The organism is Arthrobacter sp. NPDC055585, from assembly GCF_053619115.1.
In genome coordinates, this window is the sequence record NZ_JBSHIT010000001.1 from 804300 (window position 1) to 822539 (window position 18240).

Annotated in this window: 20 protein-coding genes; 14 read left to right on the forward strand and 6 right to left on the reverse strand. The window is 66.1% G+C overall.

The window, feature by feature from the left end:
- Nucleotides 1-14: 14 nt before the first annotated feature.
- Nucleotides 15-1307 carry a sugar ABC transporter substrate-binding protein gene (locus ACWGQ2_RS03495; RefSeq protein ID WP_452014356.1) on the reverse strand — a complete coding sequence of 431 codons (1293 nt, stop codon included), beginning with the start codon at nt 1305-1307 and terminating at the stop codon, nt 15-17.
- 268 nt (nt 1308-1575) lie between these two features.
- Here ACWGQ2_RS03495 and ACWGQ2_RS03500 point away from each other — a divergent pair, with 268 nt between their 5' ends.
- From ACWGQ2_RS03500 to ACWGQ2_RS03515, 4 genes are all read left to right on the forward strand, one after another.
- Nucleotides 1576-3300: a glycoside hydrolase family 13 protein gene (locus ACWGQ2_RS03500; RefSeq protein ID WP_452014358.1), complete on the forward strand. Its 1725-nt coding sequence runs from the start codon at nt 1576-1578 to the stop codon at nt 3298-3300.
- A 4-nt stretch (nt 3301-3304) separates the two neighbouring features.
- Complete coding sequence (locus ACWGQ2_RS03505) at nt 3305-4360, forward strand: LacI family DNA-binding transcriptional regulator (protein ID WP_452014360.1); 1056 nt, start codon at nt 3305-3307, stop codon at nt 4358-4360.
- Between the two features lie 77 nt (nt 4361-4437).
- Nucleotides 4438-4809, forward strand: coding sequence for a DoxX family protein (locus tag ACWGQ2_RS03510; RefSeq protein WP_452014362.1), 372 nt, complete (start codon nt 4438-4440; stop codon nt 4807-4809).
- Complete coding sequence (locus ACWGQ2_RS03515; RefSeq protein WP_452014364.1) at nt 4806-5768, forward strand: hypothetical protein; 963 nt, start codon at nt 4806-4808, stop codon at nt 5766-5768. Before ACWGQ2_RS03510 ends, ACWGQ2_RS03515 begins: the two co-directional genes overlap by 4 nt.
- Nucleotides 5769-5786: 18 nt before the next feature.
- On the opposite strand, the gene ACWGQ2_RS03520 is transcribed toward ACWGQ2_RS03515, so the two are convergent.
- Complete coding sequence (locus tag ACWGQ2_RS03520; protein WP_452014366.1) at nt 5787-6470, reverse strand: GntR family transcriptional regulator; 684 nt, start codon at nt 6468-6470, stop codon at nt 5787-5789.
- Nucleotides 6471-6519: 49 nt separating this feature from the next.
- Complete coding sequence (tcuA, locus tag ACWGQ2_RS03525) at nt 6520-7995, reverse strand: FAD-dependent tricarballylate dehydrogenase TcuA (protein ID WP_452014368.1); 1476 nt, start codon at nt 7993-7995, stop codon at nt 6520-6522.
- A gap of 250 nt (nt 7996-8245) precedes the next feature.
- Between tcuA and ACWGQ2_RS03530 the strand changes: the two genes are divergently transcribed.
- The 3 genes from ACWGQ2_RS03530 to ACWGQ2_RS03540 are packed head-to-tail and all read left to right on the forward strand — an operon-like array spanning nt 8246 to nt 11388.
- Nucleotides 8246-9226, forward strand: coding sequence for a Bug family tripartite tricarboxylate transporter substrate binding protein (locus ACWGQ2_RS03530; RefSeq protein WP_452014370.1), 981 nt, complete (start codon nt 8246-8248; stop codon nt 9224-9226).
- On the forward strand, nt 9223-9849 hold the full coding sequence (locus ACWGQ2_RS03535) for a tripartite tricarboxylate transporter TctB family protein (RefSeq protein ID WP_452014372.1): 627 nt from the start codon (nt 9223-9225) through the stop codon (nt 9847-9849). Before ACWGQ2_RS03530 ends, ACWGQ2_RS03535 begins: the two co-directional genes overlap by 4 nt.
- Nucleotides 9850-11388 carry a tripartite tricarboxylate transporter permease gene (locus ACWGQ2_RS03540; RefSeq protein ID WP_452014373.1) on the forward strand — a complete coding sequence of 513 codons (1539 nt, stop codon included), beginning with the start codon at nt 9850-9852 and terminating at the stop codon, nt 11386-11388.
- A 5-nt stretch (nt 11389-11393) separates the two neighbouring features.
- Here the strand turns inward: ACWGQ2_RS03540 and zapE are convergent, their stop codons facing one another.
- Nucleotides 11394-12452, reverse strand: a complete 1059-nt coding sequence (gene zapE, locus ACWGQ2_RS03545) for a cell division protein ZapE (RefSeq protein WP_452014375.1) — start codon at nt 12450-12452, stop codon at nt 11394-11396.
- A 109-nt stretch (nt 12453-12561) separates the two neighbouring features.
- On the opposite strand from zapE, the gene ACWGQ2_RS03550 reads away from it, so the two are divergent.
- From ACWGQ2_RS03550 to ACWGQ2_RS03565, 4 genes are all read left to right on the forward strand, one after another.
- Nucleotides 12562-13419, forward strand: a complete 858-nt coding sequence (locus ACWGQ2_RS03550; protein WP_452014377.1) for a hypothetical protein — start codon at nt 12562-12564, stop codon at nt 13417-13419.
- A 121-nt stretch (nt 13420-13540) separates the two neighbouring features.
- Nucleotides 13541-13831 carry a DUF1540 domain-containing protein gene (locus ACWGQ2_RS03555; protein WP_452014379.1) on the forward strand — a complete coding sequence of 97 codons (291 nt, stop codon included), beginning with the start codon at nt 13541-13543 and terminating at the stop codon, nt 13829-13831.
- 22 nt (nt 13832-13853) lie between these two features.
- Complete coding sequence (locus tag ACWGQ2_RS03560) at nt 13854-14756, forward strand: HNH endonuclease (protein WP_452014381.1); 903 nt, start codon at nt 13854-13856, stop codon at nt 14754-14756.
- A 14-nt stretch (nt 14757-14770) separates the two neighbouring features.
- Nucleotides 14771-15154, forward strand: coding sequence for an RNA-binding S4 domain-containing protein (locus tag ACWGQ2_RS03565; RefSeq protein WP_452014383.1), 384 nt, complete (start codon nt 14771-14773; stop codon nt 15152-15154).
- Nucleotides 15155-15188: 34 nt separating this feature from the next.
- Here the strand turns inward: ACWGQ2_RS03565 and ACWGQ2_RS03570 are convergent, their stop codons facing one another.
- Nucleotides 15189-15494 carry a hypothetical protein gene (locus tag ACWGQ2_RS03570; protein ID WP_452014385.1) on the reverse strand — a complete coding sequence of 102 codons (306 nt, stop codon included), beginning with the start codon at nt 15492-15494 and terminating at the stop codon, nt 15189-15191.
- Between the two features lie 162 nt (nt 15495-15656).
- Between ACWGQ2_RS03570 and ACWGQ2_RS03575 the strand changes: the two genes are divergently transcribed.
- Both ACWGQ2_RS03575 and ACWGQ2_RS03580 read left to right on the forward strand, forming a co-directional pair.
- A complete protein-coding gene (locus ACWGQ2_RS03575) occupies nt 15657-16409 on the forward strand; it encodes a hypothetical protein (RefSeq protein WP_452014387.1) in 753 nt (250 codons plus the stop codon).
- 107 nt (nt 16410-16516) lie between these two features.
- Nucleotides 16517-16849, forward strand: coding sequence for an antitoxin Xre/MbcA/ParS toxin-binding domain-containing protein (locus ACWGQ2_RS03580; protein ID WP_452014389.1), 333 nt, complete (start codon nt 16517-16519; stop codon nt 16847-16849).
- Here the strand turns inward: ACWGQ2_RS03580 and ACWGQ2_RS03585 are convergent.
- Entirely contained in the window at nt 16846-17499 is a 654-nt protein-coding gene (locus ACWGQ2_RS03585) for a peptidyl-tRNA hydrolase (RefSeq protein WP_452014391.1), read from the reverse strand. The genes ACWGQ2_RS03580 and ACWGQ2_RS03585 overlap by 4 nt on opposite strands.
- A 73-nt stretch (nt 17500-17572) precedes the next feature.
- On the opposite strand from ACWGQ2_RS03585, the gene ACWGQ2_RS03590 reads away from it, so the two are divergent.
- On the forward strand, nt 17573-18217 hold the full coding sequence (locus ACWGQ2_RS03590; RefSeq protein WP_452014393.1) for a LysE family translocator: 645 nt from the start codon (nt 17573-17575) through the stop codon (nt 18215-18217).
- Nucleotides 18218-18240 lie beyond the last annotated feature (23 nt).

Sequence of the window (18240 nt, forward strand, 5' to 3'; positions counted from 1 at the left end):
CTTGGTTGGTGCCGTTATTTGCTGATCTTGGACTCGATGTTGGAGACCATGGTGGGCCAGGCGGTGGCCGGGTCTGCTTCTCCCTTGATCAGGGACAGCTGCGTGCCTCCCCAGTCAGCCCAGACAGCTTCCATTTCCGGGATGGCGGGCATCGGCACGCCGTTGGCGCCGATTTCACCGAAAGCAGCAACGATCGGATCCGATGCAGCCTTTTCGAAGGAGGCGGTCAGGGCAGGCGGGCGTCCGCCGGCGTCGAACATGGAGTCCTGGACCGCTTCGGTGGTGAGGTAGTTCAGGGCGAATTCGTTGGCGGCCAAGGCGTTCTGGCTCTTGGCGCTGATGAAGAAGCCGTTGACGCCAACGAACGGCTGGGCGGGTGAGTCACCGGCGGTCGGCAGCGGGTCGACGGCCAGGTTGATGCCTGCGGCGACGGCGTCGGGAACGTTCCACGGGCCGGTCAGCAGGTAGGGGGACGCGCCGGCGTTGAACTTCTCCTTGGCGATGTCCGGGGTGATGCTGGAGTTGAAGATGCGTTCGCCGGTATCTCCCCAGGCCACGAGCTTCTCGGCGAATTCGACGCCGCCGGGGTTGCCCAGTTCAAGCTTCGAAGCGTCGTAGCTGCCGGACTCATCGGTGCCAAACACCGGAACGCCCATGGAGGTCTGCAGCGGGTAGAGGTGGTACGGGTCGCCCTGCTTGGGGTCCATCTGCACCAGGAACGGGAACTCCGCCTTGCCCTCGGCCACGGCGGCCTTGCCGTTGGCGATGACTTCATCCATGGTGGCTGCCGGTTCAGAAACGATGTCCGTGTTCCGCAGCAGGCCGATGTTCTCAATCGAGTAGGGCACCCCATACGTGTTGCCCTCATAGGTCATGGCGGCAACGGCGCTTTCCTGGAACTGGCTGGCCTTGTCGCCGAGTTCGATCGGGGCCACGACGCCGTTCTGGACGAACTTGCCCAGCCAGTCGTGCGGACCGACGATCAGATCCGGGCCCTTGCCGGTGGGAACCTGGGTGATGAAGTCGTCCGATACCTGCTGGAAGTCCTTGGTCACCAGCTTGACCTCAATGCCGGTGTCCTCCTTGAAACGCTCAGTGACCTCGGTCAGCGCGGGGGAACGCTCGGCGTCCACCCACATAGTGAGCGTGGTTGCGCCGGCGGACGCGAGGTCACTGGATTCGGTCCCTTCGCTGGAGTCGGATCCGCCGCCGCAGGCGGTGAGGACGAGGGCAGCGGTGACCGAGACGGCACCGAGAGTAAAGGTACGGCGGCCAAAGCCCGCCGCACCCGTTGTGCGCACCTTCATTGGTGTACCTCTTCTGTTTTTCAGGCCCCGGAATGCCGGGGAGGTAAATGGTGCCTGCCCGTGACCCGGACCATGGCATGGACGCAAGTGTAAGCGTGTGCGCACTGTGCGTCCAGTCACAGTTCCCAGTAGGCGAGAACACACACTCTCCACCGCGGAGAATCGCTATCAGAGCAGGCCACCCCGGGAAATACGTGCGACGGACTTGTTCAGACATTTTGTGGAAGCGTTTGCATTCTGCGGAGGAACGTCCTCTAGGATGCAAGGCATGCTCAGCACTATCGCCGTCCCCACCGTCCAGCTTCCCGGCGCCGGCCTGGTTCCGGTCCATGAAGCCTCCACCGAACGTGAGAGGCAGTGGTGGCGCTCCTCGGTGATCTACCAGATCTACCCCCGTTCCTTCCGCGACCTGCGCGGCGACGGCATCGGCGACCTGCCCGGCATCACCGCCGAAATCCCCGCCCTGGCGAGCCTGGACATCGACGCGATCTGGCTCTCCCCCTTCTACGTCTCCCCCCAGAAGGACGCCGGCTACGACGTAGCCGACTACTGCGCCGTCGACCCCCTCTTCGGCACCCTGGACGACTTCGATGACCTCGTGGCCACCGCCAAAAACCACGGCATCCGCGTCATCGTCGACCTCGTCCCCAACCACTGCTCCGACCAGCACGCCCTCTTCCAGGCCGCCCTCGCCGCACCCGAAAACTCCCCTGCCCGGGACATGTTCATCTTCCGCGACGGCACCGGCGAAAACGGCGAAAACCCGCCGAACAACTGGCAGTCCCACTTCGGCGGCCCCGCCTGGACCCGCACCACCAACCCCGACGGCACCCCCGGACAGTGGTACCTGCACCTCTTCGACTCCACCCAGCCCGACTTCAACTGGGACAACCCCGCCGTCCACGACGAATTCGAACGCATCCTGCGCTTCTGGCTCGACCGCGGCGCCGGCGGGTTCCGCGTCGACGTCGCCCACGCCCTCATCAAGAAAAGCGGGCTCCCCGACTGGGGCGGCCGCGCCGACGGCGCCTCCAGCGAAGGCTTCCCCGGCGATCAGGCCCCCATGTTCGGCCAGGCCGGCATCCACGACATCTACCGCTCCTGGCGCAAAATCCTCGACGAATACGACGGCGACCGCGTGCTCTGCGCCGAAGCGACCATCGACCCCCTGGACCGGCTCACCGACTGGGTCCGCTCCGACGAAATGCACCAAACCTTCAACTTCGCCTACCTCCACCACCCCTGGAACGCGAACGAACTGCGGCGCATCATCGAAACCAGTCTCACCGCCTTCGATCAGGTCGGCGCCCCCACCACCTGGGTCCTCTCCAACCACGACGTCGTCCGCCACGTCTCCCGCTTCGGGCAGGCCCCGGGCCACACCCGGCCCGGCGACGGCCTCGGCCCGGAAGACTTCCAGCCCGACCACGAGCTGGGGCTGCGCCGCGCCCGGGCGGCGACCCTGCTGATGCTCGCGCTGCCCGGCGGCGTCTACCTCTACCAGGGCGAAGAACTGGGCATGCCGGACCACACCATGCTCGAACACGGCCATCGGCAGGATCCCACCTTCCACCGCACCGGCGGCGAACGCCTGGGCCGGGACGGCTGCCGGGTGCCGCTGCCCTGGACCGCGGATGCGCCGTCGTACGGGTTCAGCAGCACCGGAAAGAGCTGGCTGCCACAGCCGGAGCAGTGGCGGGAACTCTCCCGGGACCTGCAGGAGCAGGACCCGGACTCAACGCTGCACGTCTACCGGGATGCACTGGCCCTTCGGCGCGAGCTGAATCTGGGCCACGGCTCCCTGGCCTGGTGGCCCGAGCACGATGACAGGGGCGTCGTCGCACTGGTCAACGAAAACGTCCTCGCCATCATGAACATGGGCAGCGAACCGGTGGAACTTCCTGCGGGCGAGGTCCTGGTCCGCAGCATCCCGGAAGCCGGCGCGAACGGCGTCCTGCTACCGGACGCTGCCGTGTGGATTCGGCTAGCCTAAGCCAGTGGAACGCAGCGCCCGCGGGGCAGGTATTAGAGAAGTCGCCGCCCGGGCAGGGGTCTCGGCCGCAACCGTCTCCCGGGCGCTGAGCGGCAACGGCAGGGTGTCGGAGAAGACCCGGGAGAAGGTCCAGGCCGCGGCGGAGGAACTCGGCTTCGTCATTTCCTACAACGCGTCTTCACTGGCTTCGGGCCGGAGCCGGAACATCGGAATCGTGATTCCAACCGTGGGCCGCTGGTACTTTTCCCAGGTCCTCGAGGGTGCAGCCTCTGCCCTGATCGAGGCCGGCTACGACCTCACCCTGTACAACACCTCCGACGGCCCGGGCCACCGGGAGAGTGTGCTCAAGGAGATGCTCCAGCGCAAACGGCTCGACGCCGTGATTACCGTAGCGCTGCGCCTCACGGAGGAGGAACTGGAACAGCTGCGCGAGGTCGGCAAGCCGATCGTCGCCATCGGCGGACCCCTGCCGGACACACCAACCGTGCGGGTCGATGAGTTCAGTATTTCTGCCCTGGCCACCCGGCACCTGATTTCCCTGGGACACACCCGGATCGCCCACATTGGCGGCGGTGAAGAACTTGAACGCGATTTCCGGATGGGAAGCACCCGCCAGGACGGCTACCGCTCTGCCATGGCTGAAGCCGGGCTCACCGTTGAACCGCAGTGGCTGCGCAGCTCCGGGTTCAGCGTGGCAGGCGGGTTCGCAGCGGCGAAGGCCCTGCTCGCCGACCCCGCTGCCGGGGTCACCGGGATCTTCTGCGCCGCTGATGAAATTGCGGTGGGCGTGATCCTGGCTGCACGTGAGCTGGGACTGCGGGTACCGGAGGACCTGTCCGTGATCGGGATCGACGGCCATGAGCTTTCAGAAGTTTTTGGCCTCACCACGATCAGCCAGGACCCGGCAGGGCAGGGGGCTGCCGCCGTCGGCGCCGTCCTGTCCCTGCTGCGCCGGCAGCCCGTGGGCGGTGAACTGCTCACCGGCTTCTATCCCACTGAATTTGTGGTCCGTTCCAGCACCGCGGTGCCGCCCGGATTCCAGGGCAGGCCTGCACCATAGCTGTGCCGCGGCCGGGCAGCTGGATAGGATGGCAATGCCGGATTTGCCGGCGGGAAACGGGGGATTGAGGATCAGCCATGCTGGTGTTTCTGTGGGTAGCGGAGATCGTGCTGGCCCTGCTGTACTTCGGACTGGGTGTGATGCGGCTGGTCCAGCCCTACGCCAAGCTGGTTCGGGTGCTGCGCTGGCCTGCTGACTTCCCGGCCTGGGCCGTCAAGCTCATTGGGGTGGCCGAAATCCTCGGCGCCCTGGGGCTGCTGCTTCCGGCTGCCACGGACGTTGCCCCTGTCCTCACCCCGATCGCGGCCTGCGCACTGGCCGTGATGATGGCCTGTGCGGTTGCCGTCCATCTGCGGCGCAGGGAGCGCCAGCGTGTGGCCCTTCCGGCGATCCTGCTGGCGGTGAATGTTTTTGTGGCCATTGGCCGGTTTGGACCGTATCCGGGATGACGCCTTCCCGGAAGCAGGAGACCCAGGATCCGGCTGAGGCCGTCACCCGGCTTTATGGCCTGCTTCCGGGAGAGTTCACGGCAGCCCGCAATGCGGAGGCCGCAGCAGCCGGCCGCACCGGGGATCCCGAGCTCGGCAAGCGGATCAAGGCCCTGCCCAAACCCTCGGCAGCTGCCTGGCTGACAAACATGCTGGTCCGCGAAGAGGGCCCCTCGATCGCCAGCGTCCTGGCGCTGGGTGCCTCGCTGCGGGAAGCGCAGGCAGACCTTGACCGAGAGGAACTGCGCCGGCTGAACGCCGAGCGGCACCGTATGCTGCGGTCCCTCGCCCGGGAAGCACGCGAGCTTGCCGAACGGCTCGGCAATCCCGTCAGCGCGGCAGTGGCGGCGGAAGTGGAACAGACGCTGTGGGCTGCCATGACGGACCCGGATGCTGCATCCGCCCTCGCCTCCGGGCGGCTGGTCCGCGGGCTGGAGGCAAACGGCTGGGAACCGGTGGAGCTCGACGGCGCTGTGGCGGATCCGGATTCCGCGTCACCGCTGGTGGCTGCCGGGGCCGACCGGCAACGCCGGAGGCCGGGATCCGGGAAGGGCGCAGGTGCCGGCTCGGAGCAAAAAGGGGAAACCAACAGGACCTCCCGGCAGCAGCAGGCTGCACGGCAAAAGGCTCTGCGGGAGGCTGAAGCGGAACTGGCCGGTGCCCGCAAAACCGCAGAGCAGGCTGAACAGACGCTGGCTGAGGTCCAGTCCGAGGTTCAGAGCCAGGCTTCCTTCCGGGACGGTCTGACGGATGAGATCGATGACCTCCGGGACCGGATCCGGGAGCTGGAGCGTGAGGTCAGCGAGCTTGACCGGCGCCGCGGGTCACTGGAACGTTCCCGTGACAGGGCACGCCGGGAGGCCCGGTCAGCCCGCCGGGCCGTGGAGAAGGCCGAGGCGAAACTGGATTCACTGCGCTGAGCAGCACGCTGCGGACCGTCAGCTCCGGTAGGAACGCAGTTGTTCCTCGAGCGCTCCCTCGCGGAGCAGTTTCAGCCGCAGGGCACGTGCAGTCTCCATATGCTTACGGGCAATTGCCCTGGCAGCTTCGGCATCGGAACGGTCAATGGCTGCCACCAGCGCGGCGTGCTCTTCGAGAGCGTCCTCCCACCGCTGGCCGACCGAGAGCGTGGAGTGCGGAGCATGCACCAGGTGCGTGGAGAGCCGCTCAAGCAGGTCCTGCAGGACGGGATTATGGGCGCAGGCCCAGACAGCCGAGTGGAATTCAAGGTTGGTCCGGATACGGGTCTGGTCATCCGGGCCGGCGAGGCTGCGGTCCCTTTCCAGCAGGGCTTCGAGCCGCATCTGGTCCGTGAACTGGCGCGCTTTGGCAGCCTGCCCGGCTGCTTCTTCTTCCAGGAGAATCCGCATGTCATAAACCTGAATGACCTGCTGCGGATCTACCTTGGGCACCTGCAGCCCGCGGGCAACGCGCTCCAGCAGCCGCTCCTGCTGCAGGCGGGAGAGCGCCTCCCGGACCGGAGTCCGGGAGACGCCAAACCGCTCTGCCAGGGTGACCTCGCGCATGGCCGTTCCGGGCGGGTGCAGCCCGGAGAGGATCTCCGACCGTAGGGTCAGGAAGATCGACTCGCCGTCCTTGCGGGAAGATACGGGTTGGGCCACTGTGGGTTTTCCTTGCGCGAGAGCCGTTGGGGAAGGTCTACCGGCAACTTTACGCGAGCTGCCCCGCACGCCGGCCGAAGACACATCCTGCCGCCAGCCCCGAACCGCCGGGGTAGTTCGTGCTGAACAGGCCGCCGAGCATCTCCCCCGCTGCGAACAGCCCCGGAATCGGGGTTCCGGTTTCGTCCAGGACCCGCCCGTGGGTATCTCCCCGCACGCCGCCGAAGGTGAAGGTAATGCCGCAGGTGACGCCGAACGCGTAAAACGGACCGGTTTCGATCGGGCTGGCCCAGTTGCTCTTGGGCGGTTGGGTCCTCGCCGCCCGTCCGTCCAGGACGTTCGGGTCCAGCGGCACGGAGCGGTCAATGGAGTTGTTGAAACCGGTGACGGTCTTCTCCAGCTGTTCCGGGCTGATGCCGATTTTTGCGGCGAGCTCGGCGATGGTGTCTGCGGTCTCTACGGAGACACCGGGCATGTCATACTCTTCGGTGCGGAGCATGGGACGCAGGCCGGCATCGAAGATCTGGTAGGCAATGGATCCCGGCTGGCGCAGGATTTCCCGCCCGTACTTCGCATAGGTGTAGTTGCGGAAGTCCGCTCCCTCATCGAGGAAACGTTCGCCGTCACGGTTGACGATGATGCCCAGGGGATAGCTCTGCCGGGTCAGGCGGTTCGTCAGCTCCCGGTTCGATTCGTTCAGCGCGGTGAAGGCATCCCACTGCACACTGTGGCAGGTGTTCCAGTCGCCGCCGCGGGCAGCGCCGATATCCAGCGCCGCCATGATCATGTCTCCGGTGTTGCAGGGAGTGCCGCGCACCTTCGCGTTTTCCCAGCCTTCGCCGAGGAACTCGCGCCGCTTCTGCGGATCGGATTCAAAGCCGCCGGCCGTGAGGATTACCGATTCCGCGGAAAAGGTCCGCTCCCCTTCCGGCGTCTGCACGCGCGCACCGGTGACGGCACCGTCTTGAACAATCAGCTCTGTGGCGGAGTGGCCATAGCGAACGTCGACGCCCATGCGGTCAGCAACCCGGGCGTGGTCGGCCATCATGCCCTCGCCGCCGCCCACATTTCCCACATGCAGCCCACCCCAGAAGAGGTAGCTGCCGTCGGGGCGCTCGTACGCCTGCCGTTCGTACATCAGCCGGTACTTCAACCCCAGGCCGGCCAGCCACCGCAGGGTGGACTGGCTTTCGGCAATGAGGACCTCGGTCAGCGCCGGGTCATTGCGCCCTTCCGTGACCTTCTCAAGGTCGGAGGCATAGTCCTGCGCGGTGTACGGCGGCACTTCCGTGACCGGATGCCGGTCATCATCCTCGATGAACCCTCGCAGGTCTTCCAGTCCGCCGTGGACAATGCGCGTGGCGCCGGCGGTGTAGAAGCTGTTGCCGCCGGAGAGTTCCGGGGTTCCCTTCTCGAGCAGGATGACCTTGCGTCCCCGCTCGGCAGCTGCGTGAGCTGCGGTAAAACCGGCGTTTCCGCCGCCGATCACCAGGACGTCCGCGTCCAGCTGATTCTCCTGTGGCATGACTAAACACTCTCTCTTCGCCGTCGTTGCATATGACTGTATACAAACTATCCGGATTAAATACATTTCGGAAGAGCCGTGCCACATTAGGTAAGAAGCGTACTTCCATAACAGGAGAAGGCCCATATGGCTAGGGGTGCCAGCAGTCTTGCAGTGACCTGCGTCACGGGATATACATGTACTTCATTGTGTACAAGCAGCGCCCAGAGCGCTCCAAGGAACTCCCGCAACCTCATTTGGAACAGGAACCATGAAGCTAACCCTGCGCTCCGGCGCCTTCGCCCTGGTTACGGTACTGGTTACAGTCCTTGCCTTTATCAACGCCGCGTCCTCCGGCGGAACAGCAACTGCCCGCAGCAAACTCACCCTGATCGCCCCGGCAGCCCCCGGCGGTGGCTGGGACGGGTTTGCCCGTGAATCCCAGCAAGCCCTTCGGGGCAACGGCATCGTGAACAACCCGCAGGTGGTCAATGTCCCGGGCGCAGGCGGAACAATCGGCCTGAGCCAGTTCGTCCAGACACCCGGGCGGGAAGATGCCCTGCTGGTTACCGGCGGTGTCATGATCGGCGCCATTGAGCTGGCGGACAACCCGGAGTCCATGGAGGACGTAGTTCCCATCGCCAAGCTGGCAGATGACTACGCCGCCCTGGTGGTGCCCGCCGACTCAGAGTTCCAGACCCTCGACGATTTCCTGGCCGCGTGGATCCAGAACCCGGGCGGCAATTCCATCGGCGGGGGATCGCTGGGATCGATCGACCACCTGCTCAGCGGCCTGCTCGCCAAGGAAGTGGGGCTGGACCCCAAGCTGGTGAACTACGTTGCCTACTCCGGCGGCGGCGAAGCGCTTACTTCACTGCTTTCACACACAACGGCAGCGGGAATGTCCGGCTACAACGAGGTAGCCGACCAGATTGAGGCAGGTTCCCTGCGTGCCCTGGCCATTTCCTCCGAAGAGCGCCTCGAGGGAGTCGACGTGCCGACTTTCAAGGAACAGGGAGTGGACGTTGCCATGTCCAACTGGCGCGGCGTCGTTGCCGCCCCCGGCATCACCGACGCCGCCCGCGCCGAATTTACGGCCATCATCACCGAGATGCGTGAAACCGAAGACTGGAAAGACACCCTGGCACGCAACAGCTGGACCGACAGCTTTGCCACCGGAGAAGAGCTGGAAGAGTTCGTCGCCGGTGAAGTCGCCACCGCCCGCGAGATCGTAAAGGACCTGGGACTATGAGCATTACCGGCAACAGGCCCGAGGCGGGCCACGTTCAAAACACCACGGAAACGGCCGGAGGCGGGTTTCTGCGCGGACGCAGCGAACTGCTCGTCGCAGCCGTGCTTTATGCCCTGGCTGTGTTCCTCACGGTGGGAACCATCACCATGAACGTGCAGGGCACGGCTACACCTGGTCCCCAGTTCTTCCCCATCCTGGTCTGCGTCCTGCTCTACGGCGTGGCAACGGCCCTGACCATCTCCGTAGTGCGCAGCCCAAGAGTTCCGGACACCCGGAAGCACCCTGACCACGGCAACTTCTCCGATGACATGCTCCGCGACCTCGCGGGACTGCCGTCGGACGACGCGCCTGCGAAATCCCCCGGTTCCTGGCGGACCTACTCCGACTGGCGGACCGTCGGCCTGGTGCTGCTGGGCGTGGTGGTGTTTACCGCCACCCTGAATGTTCTGGGCTGGATCCTCAGCGCAGCTTTTCTCTTCTGGATCATTTGCTATGCACTGGGCAGCAAGCGGCCGGTGTTCGACGCCGGCGTGTCCCTGCTCTTCGCCTCGGCAATCCAGCTCGCTTTTAACGCCGGTTTGGGCTTGAACCTGCCTTCCGGTTTCCTGGGAGGACTTCTCTAGATGGATCAGCTATCCCTGCTTTTTGACGGCTTTGGCGCCGCCCTGACACCCATGAACCTGCTGTGGGTGCTGATCGGCGCGGTCCTGGGCACCGCCGTCGGCGTCCTGCCCGGACTGGGTTCCGCGATGGCGGTCGCCCTGCTGCTGCCGGTCACCTTTTCCCTGGATCCCACCGCGGCATTCATCATGTTTGCCGGCATCTACTTCGGCGGGCTCTTCGGTGATTCGACCGCCGGGATCCTGCTCAACACTCCGGGCAACTCGTCGGCCATCGCCTCAACCTTCGAGGGCCATCGGATGGCCAAGAACGGCAACGCGGCCAAGGCGCTGGCAACCGCGGCCATCGGTGCATTCATCGGCGGGCTGATCGCCACCACCCTGGTGGTCTTCTTCGCCCCCACCCTGGTGAAGCTCGCCACCGTCTTTGGGCCCGCAGAGTACTTCGCGCTGGCGGTTTTTGCGTTCCTCGCCATCTCCGCCGTGGTATCCGAGTCCGTGGTCCGCGGCCTGGCTGCACTCGGCATCGGCCTGGCACTGGCACTCGTGGGCATCGACGGCCCCAGCGGCACTGCGCGCTTCACGCTGGGCATGCCCCAGCTCTTTGACGGCATCTCCATCATCGTCATCACAGTCGGGCTGCTGGCGCTGGGTGAAGTGTTCTCCATTGCCTCCCGCATCCACCGGGACCCGGCGGCAACCCGGATCAAAACCAGCGGACGCGCCCGCATCAACCTGCGCGACGTCCGGCGTGCCATGCCGGCTTGGCTGCGCGGCACAGCTTTTGGCGCCCCGTTCGGCCTCATACCCGCCGGCGGAGCCGAAGTTCCCACCTTCCTCGCCTACGGCACAGAGAAGAAACTCGCAGCCCGCCGCAAGGACCCGGAGTTCGGCACCACAGGCTCCATCAAGGGCCTCGCCGCTCCGGAAGCCGCCTCCAACGCAACTGCCGGAACGGCCATGGGCGCACTGCTGGCCCTGGGCCTGCCCACCTCCGCTACCGCGGCCATCATGCTCGCAGCCTTCCAGCAGTACGGCATGCAGCCCGGCCCGCTGCTCTTCGAGCGCAGCGGGGAACTGGTCTGGGCCCTGCTGGCCTCGCTGTTCATTGGCCTGGTGATCCTGCTGATCATCAACCTGCCGTTCGCCACCGTGTGGGCCAAGCTGCTGAACATTCCGCGGCACTACCTGTACGCCGGGATCACCGTGTTCTCGATGCTGGGTGTTTACGCGGTCAGCTCCTCGGTTCTTGACCTCTGGCTGCTGATCGCGATCGGGCTCCTTGGGTTCATGATGCGCCGCTTCAACATTCCCCTGGCGCCGGTACTGATCGCCGTCATCCTTGGCCCGATGGCAGAGACTGAACTCCGCAGGGCGCTCGCCGTATCCGAAGGCGACCTTGGCATCCTGGTGGGCAGCCCGATTACGCTCATCCTGTACCTGGTACTGGCGGCGGCCCTGGTGGTTTCGGGAATCCAGCACCTGCGCCACCGGCACAGCCGGAAAAACCCGGAGCGGGACACCCAGCCTGTGGATGCCTGAGAAGGCTAGCCTCCCGGGCGCGCGATCAGCATTCCGAACCGGCTGCTGATCCGGGCCAGATCGATCTCATGGGCGATCCCCGGGAAGCTGCCGGCGTAATCGCTGAAGCCGAGCACATCCAGGCGGCAGCCGGCGTCGTACAGCACATCCACCAGATTGCCGAACCGCTGCCAGGCATTCGGATCTTCGTGGGTGGTGTCCGGAACACTGGACACCACCCAGTGCCGGTAGTCCCCGGCCAGGGCCAGATAATCAGACGCCGCCGAACGGCTGCCGCAGAGTTCGGGATAAGTGAACCAGAGCTGGCCCTCCGCAGCACGTTCCGCTGTCAAAGGCACAGTTCCCGGTTTGAGCACGGTGGTTTCTCCGGGCCGCGGGAACCGGAGCCCGGCAGCTTCCAGGGCCGCCGGACCCGGCCGGCGGAGGTGATGACCGGCAGCGAACCCGGATGTGCCGCGCGCGCCGGCGGAGCGGTAGTCCAGGTCCCCGTCCAGAGCGGCCACCTGCAGATGGGTGGTGAGCAGCTCAATCCCGGGCTCGAAGAGATGATGGAACATTGGATCCGGAAGCAGCTCATCCGGGGCGTAGTTCGACGTCGCCACCAGGACGATCCCGCGCTCGATCACCTGGCGGAGCAGCCGGGTCACAAACGCTGCGTCAGCTGGGCCATTGACATGGAATTCATCGAAGCAGAGCAGCCGGACATCCCCCAGCAGGGCATCCAGCCCGGCAGCGAACGCTGACTGCTGCGCGTACCCCTTCCGGCCATATCCCTCGAAGGTGCGGGCATGCAGCTCACGGAAAAAGTCATGGAAGTGCAGCCGGCGCTTCTCGGCGACGGGGACCGAGGCGAAGAAGGCATCCAGCAGCCATGTTTTTCCGCGGCCGGGAGGACCCCAGAGGTACAGCGAAGCTCCGGAGGTCCCCTCCCCGGAGACAGCAGCAGCGCCGGCGCGGGCCAGCAGCGGAAGCACAGCCAGCTGGGAGCGGTCCAGGGTCAGATCCTCCGCTGCGGCAGCCTGCCGCACCGCCTCGGAAGTGGTGTTCAGCTGCACGGAGGTCATACACCGGTTATACCGAGTCGTTTCACCGCCTCCAAATACGCCGCTGTGGCAAGATTTCAGCGACGGCGCGAACCGCGGCGTTCGAAGAAAACGGCAGGCAAGGGGCACAGTGCAGCAGTTGTGGGCGGGTCTGGATTTCTGGACGGTCAGCCAGGTTACCGCTCTGGTCTCCGCGGTTTTCGGCGTTTTCATCGTAGGCCGGGCCTGCTGGGACAACACCGTGCTGCCGGCGTTGACGGACCGCTACCTGGAGCTCGTGGGCGAACGGGCAGCGCAGCTGCGCGAACCGGCGGAGGAACCGGCCCGATCGGCGTCGGCTCTGGGCCGGCACATGGTCCGGACACTGACCGACCCGCGCCTTATGCTTCCCTCCGCGGATGAGAGCAGCTGGGCAAGGAAACTGGAACAGCGCAGGCATGCCCGCCCCTCACCTGCCCAGCGCTCCCAAAGTGCGCTCGCACTGGCCGGCCTCCTCCGGCGCCCGCAGCTGGTTGCCGAACAGGAGTCAATCCTGGCCGGAGCCGTGGCCCCGCTGGCACCGACGATAGCTGCCGCTGAGACCTGGGATGAACTTCGGCGCACTTCAAGGCTTCATTCCCGGACCGCGGCGTCGCTGCTGCGGACAGCCGCCGCCCGGCGTTTCTTCTCCGTGTTCCTTCCGGCGATGGGACGCTACCTGGACTTCGTGGGACGCGGCAGCGCCCTGGGCCTGGCCGTGGGTGTCGTGGCGTCCGGCGGCCTTAGCGGAGACAGCACTCTGGTGGGAGTGCTCACCACCGTCTGCGGCGTCGGTGGAGCCATTGTCTTCACCGCCACCGTCATCCGGTGCGATGCCCGTTCCTGGCCCGCAGCCAGGCGCCGGGTCCCGCTGTGGCTGCACCGTGTTTATCCGGAAGCCTCGTTCCTGTTCAGGCTCCTGCTGACCGTCACCGCCGTTCTGGTAACCGTCTCGATCCTGCAGCAGTAGCCCCGCCGGGCCCCATCCGCACGAATTACGGCGAAGAAATTCGTGCTAATTATTCCGGCCGGCCGGTGGTACGTTCGGAACTCGGGCACGATCCAATCCGGCACCAAGCACGGGAGGAACCATGACTGACCATGTAGCACCCGTATCCGACTGTTCGGTCCACAACTGCGACTTCAACCACGACGGCTGCACCGCCTACGCCATCACCGTGGGGGGCTCCCAGGACCATGCCAGCTGCGCCACCTTCATCGACACCTCTGCCTCCGGCGGCCTGCCGAAGGTCCTCGCGACTGTGGGAGCCTGCCAGCGTGAAGAATGCCGCTACAACGACCACCTGATGTGCGATGCGCACGACGTACGTGTAGGGCCAGGCGCGGAGCTCGCTGACTGCCTCACGTATCAGCCGCGTTGACCGCTCACCCGGCGGATGCCGGATGAGCGGGGCCCTGCTTGGCTGGGATCCGGTCTGGCCGGAAGCCTGGCAGCCGGACTACCACGACGCCGCAGCAATCGCCTCCGAAGCCGGGTTCTTCCGCGCAGTCTGGGACGTCTCTGCCGCGGCTGGACTTGAACCAGGCTCCGACGTCTGGTTCGCGGTCTCCGGCGAGCGCGCGGGGGTGGCCGGACACGGAATTGTGGTCTCCGCTCCTTACAGCGTGGCTGATCCGCAGGGCGACCCGGAGACCCGCCTGCACCTGGCCGACGTGGACATCGACATTCTGCTCCCGCTGGACGAACTGGTCACCGTGGCAGAGCTTCCTGCGGAACTCGCCGGGCTGCTGCCCGGGCCCGCCGGTGTCAGCGTCCTGTCCCGGCGAACCGGTGAGGAACTGCGCCGGGCCTGGTCCCGCAGCACGGCGAATGGACGGGCAGAGTCTCCCATTCCGCTGCCTGGGTCCCTGCCGGCGCCAGCCGTCCGCTGGTCCCTGGCCAGCCGCTACGAAACCGACCCCGACGCCGCACGCGTCTGCCGCGCCCATCACGGACCGGCTTGTTCAGCCTGCGGTCTCGATCCCGAAGCTGTTTACGGGCCCGAGGCGGCGGGGGTACTGCAGGTGCACCATATAGTGCCGGCGGGACTGATTTCGGACAGCTATGAGCTGGACCCGGTGAGCGACCTGGTGCCCCTGTGCCCCACCTGCCATGCCGTGGCCCACTCCGGTTTTCCGGATCCGTATACCCCGGCCGAGCTCCGGCGCCTGCTGGCGGCACGGGCCGTGCCCCGGCATAACACCGTGGTGCAGGGCGGGCTGCTTTCCGCCGAGCAGCTGCGCGCCGAGGCAGAGGCCCGTGATCTCCTGGGCTTTCGGGGCCGGGGAAACGATCCGGCGGACTAGACTCGGGAATCACCATGAGCATTCCGAACGCCACTTCCCGCACCGTGCGCATCGACGCATGGCTCTGGGCGATCCGCGCCTACAAGACCCGCTCCGCTGCCACGGCCGCATGCCGGGCAGGACACGTCAAGCTCAACGGAAACGCTGCGAAGGCCGCTGCCGCTGTCCAGCCGGGGGACACGATCCGGGTCCGGCAGCCCGGGTTCGAACGGATACTGGAAGTCCGCGGGCTGATCGCCAAGCGCGTCGGCGCCGAAGCGGCGTCGCACTTCTACGCGGACCACACACCGGAACGTCCCCCTGTCCCGGCGCTGGGCATCCCTCAGCGTGACCGCGGAACCGGGCGCCCCACCAAAAAAGACCGGCGTGAGCTGGAGCGGCTCCGAAACGGGCGGTAGCTGCCCCGGGGATCCGTGCCTACCGGCGTTCCGGTCAGGAGCGGGCGGATTCTTCCGCGCAGGAACGGCAGAGCCGGCGGGCGCCGGCTTCCTCGCGGGCGCAGACCTGCAGCGCCGGCCGATTGAATTCCCAGGTCCGCTGGACCACCTGGCACCAGTCGGAGTGGTAAACGGTGCCCCTGCGCGTGACGTAGACCTGTCCCGGTTTCAGCGCAGGCCTGGACGGAGCCGTCTGGGCGCGGTTTGAGTGCACCCAACGGATTGCCGCGGCCGTTCCGGAGGACGGAGTCAGCACATCGGCGGATGGTTTCCTGCTTGAGATTGCGTTGTATGTCCCCATGGACAGACTCTAGGAACGCTCCCCGCAAATTCTCCCAAAGATACCCGCATTTCTTGCACAAGTTCTCGCGGCTCGTTTCCCGGACGGGCCGGCATGCGGCTAGGTTCCGGCGGCTTGCTTCGTTCCCTGCCGGAATCCAGCTTCATTGGCTATCCTGTCGGCATGCTGAAGAGAATAGCCCGCAGGCTTGCTGCAGCTGCACTGGTTCTTTTCGCCCTGGGCTCCGGCCTGGTGGTTTTGGGGGTGTACGCCCTCCTCTCCTTCGCGTCCTGGGCCATCTGGGGAGCGGTGCCTCCCGCCTACACATTCGTGCTGGCCTTTGTCATTCCGCCGCTGGGCGTCGCGGCGCTGACCGGGCTGGGGATCGTGACCGGCAAAACGGCCAAACGGCTCAGGGCCCGGCGGAACCGTCTGACCCAGGCCGCTGCCACGGCTTCCTCCTGGGAAGCTGCACAGAGCCGCCGGGATGCGGCACTGGTGTCCTGGTCCCGCTATGAAACAGATGTCTCCCTGCTCATCGAGTACCCGGTCATGACTGATTACAGCGATCCGGTGATCCGCGAGGTCATCGTGGCCATGCAGGGTATCCGCGAAGCGGAACGGGGGACAGACCCCGCCAAACTGCACCTCGCCGTCGACCGCTTTGAAGTAGCACTGCGGACTGCAGAGAACTACGCGCGCCGCTGCGGACAGTCCAAGCTCACGGAAGCCGAGCGCGGAAAGCTGGCCACCGCGCGTTCGGCCCTGAACCTGCTGCTCGACGGCGGTGCGTCGCCCACGGAGGTGGAAGGCGCCTACCGCAGCCTGCGCCGTTCACTGCGCGGCATTATTGATCTTCCGGCCCAGGCCGCCGCTGACCTGGACGCCCGTGCACGCGATGCCCGGCGTCTCAATGCGCTTCGGGTGGCGTCCTAACATTGGCACCCATGGTGGAAAAGCCGGCAGCGGGTTCCCGCGGCAGAAAGGGGAACAAAGGCGCTGCGGCCGCGGATCCCTGGGGCGCGGTCCGGCAGGAATTCGGAATGTACACGATCAGTGAGCTGGCGGACCGGCTGGATTTTGGCGGACAGGACAATCTGCGGGCCAACCTCCTGACCGGCAAAGCCCGGGTTCTCGCTGTACAAGACAAGGGAACCTTCCTGTATCCCGGATTTCAGTTCGATGAGGTACGGACCCGGATTCTTCCCTCGGTCAAGGACATCATCCGGCTGGGACGCCTGAACGGCTGGCGGGACGAGGAACTTCTCCGGTGGTTCTCCCGGCCGAACCCGCTGCTCTCCGGCAAACGCCCGGTGGATGTCCTCCAGAACGAAGAACTGCTCCTGCCCGCTGCGGAGAAGGACCTCTGCCGCTAGCTGGCAGGCAGCCGGCTTCCCGCAGGCGCCACAAACGCGGTGGCCGATCCCGGATCGATTTCGGTCAGGCCGGCGTCAACGATGAGCGGTCCGGCACCGTCAGACGAACTGAGTTCCCGGAAAGGGCCTGCCCGGACTTCCGTGACCGCGGCACCGGGGTCCGAGGCGAACGCGGCGGCCTGTTCCGGCGCGAGGGTCAAATACCAGGCCAGCAGGGCATGGGATGCCTGGGCTGCTGCCTTGCCGGTGGACATGGCAAGGTCCTGGTTGAGCACAACCAGCGGGTTCCCCGGATCTGCCGGCACGGGTTCCCCTGCCGGCAGCTGGGTTCCGGAGACCTGCAGCGAGCGCAGGGCACGGGGCATGTCTTCGTAGCGCTGCGGCTCGAACGCCGCGGCCTCGGCCTTGCCGACTACCACTGTCCCGGACGGCGCCCCGGCGCTGAGCTTCGCGAAAGGTTTGGGCCCGGCCCGCCGCACCGTCTTGGTGAAGCGTCCGTGCACCCACTCTTCCCAGGCTTCGTCGCCGTCCCGCCGGGCATAGGCCAGCACGCAGGCAAGCGCTGCGGCCGCTACTGCGTCACGGTGGGCTGCAGGGTCTTCCTTGTCCACGCGGATCAGGATCGGCTGGACGGTATCGCTGGGATGCACTCCCCCAGTTTCCCACGGCGCCGACGCCCGTAATGGTGGACTTACCCCGGACGCCCGCCGTTACGATGAGCCGGTGAGTGTTGAACAGGCCCTGCTGGGCTTCACCGCCGTCGCCGTGCTGCTGACCATTCTGCCTGGTCTCGATTCGGCCATGGTGCTGCGTTCGGCGATCAGCCAGGGACCGCGGCATGCCGTGGCCACCGGTCTGGGAATCAATACCGGTGCTTTCCTCTGGGGCGCCGCGGCCGCCGTCGGCATTTCCGCCCTGCTCACGGCGTCCGAGGCTGCCTACACCGCCCTAAAGCTGGCCGGTGCCGCGTACATGCTGTGGCTGGGATGTTCCCTGCTGTACAAGTCCTTCCGCCGGCGGCATGCCCCGGTGCCGGTCGACGGGGTTCCGGTACCCGCACTGCCGGGGGAACGGCTGGCTGCCTCATGGGCGAAAGGACTGGGCACCAACCTGCTCAACCCCAAGGTGGGTGTCTTCTACATCGCCATGATTCCGCAGTTTATGCCCGCCGGTGTCTCTCCGCTGCTGATGGGCCTGGCTCTGGCAGGGATCCATGTGCTGCTGAGCGTTCTATGGTTCGGGCTGATTATTTCCGCTGCGCACCTGGCCCGGAAGGCCCTGCAGGGACCGCGCTCGGTCAAGATCACCGACCGGCTTACCGGCCTTGCACTGCTGGGTTTCGGCACGTCGCTGGCCCTCAAACACTGATCCAGGCCGACGGTAACAAAACG

Bases quoted from the DNA above. Each gene is read 5' to 3' on its own strand.
- ACWGQ2_RS03495 (WP_452014356.1), bottom strand. From the start codon at position 1,307: ATGAAGGTGCGCACAACGGGTGCGGCGGGCTTTGGCCGCCGTACCTTT.
- ACWGQ2_RS03500 (WP_452014358.1), top strand. From the start codon at position 1,576: ATGCTCAGCACTATCGCCGTCCCCACCGTCCAGCTTCCCGGCGCCGGC.
- ACWGQ2_RS03510 (WP_452014362.1), top strand. From the start codon at position 4,438: ATGCTGGTGTTTCTGTGGGTAGCGGAGATCGTGCTGGCCCTGCTGTAC.
- ACWGQ2_RS03515 (WP_452014364.1), top strand. From the start codon at position 4,806: ATGACGCCTTCCCGGAAGCAGGAGACCCAGGATCCGGCTGAGGCCGTC.
- tcuA (WP_452014368.1), bottom strand. From the start codon at position 7,995: ATGCCACAGGAGAATCAGCTGGACGCGGACGTCCTGGTGATCGGCGGC.
- ACWGQ2_RS03530 (WP_452014370.1), top strand. From the start codon at position 8,246: ATGAAGCTAACCCTGCGCTCCGGCGCCTTCGCCCTGGTTACGGTACTG.
- ACWGQ2_RS03535 (WP_452014372.1), top strand. From the start codon at position 9,223: ATGAGCATTACCGGCAACAGGCCCGAGGCGGGCCACGTTCAAAACACC.
- ACWGQ2_RS03540 (WP_452014373.1), top strand. From the start codon at position 9,850: ATGGATCAGCTATCCCTGCTTTTTGACGGCTTTGGCGCCGCCCTGACA.
- zapE (WP_452014375.1), bottom strand. From the start codon at position 12,452: ATGACCTCCGTGCAGCTGAACACCACTTCCGAGGCGGTGCGGCAGGCT.
- ACWGQ2_RS03555 (WP_452014379.1), top strand. From the start codon at position 13,541: ATGACTGACCATGTAGCACCCGTATCCGACTGTTCGGTCCACAACTGC.
- ACWGQ2_RS03560 (WP_452014381.1), top strand. From the start codon at position 13,854: ATGAGCGGGGCCCTGCTTGGCTGGGATCCGGTCTGGCCGGAAGCCTGG.
- ACWGQ2_RS03565 (WP_452014383.1), top strand. From the start codon at position 14,771: ATGAGCATTCCGAACGCCACTTCCCGCACCGTGCGCATCGACGCATGG.
- ACWGQ2_RS03570 (WP_452014385.1), bottom strand. From the start codon at position 15,494: ATGGGGACATACAACGCAATCTCAAGCAGGAAACCATCCGCCGATGTG.
- ACWGQ2_RS03575 (WP_452014387.1), top strand. From the start codon at position 15,657: ATGCTGAAGAGAATAGCCCGCAGGCTTGCTGCAGCTGCACTGGTTCTT.
- ACWGQ2_RS03580 (WP_452014389.1), top strand. From the start codon at position 16,517: ATGTACACGATCAGTGAGCTGGCGGACCGGCTGGATTTTGGCGGACAG.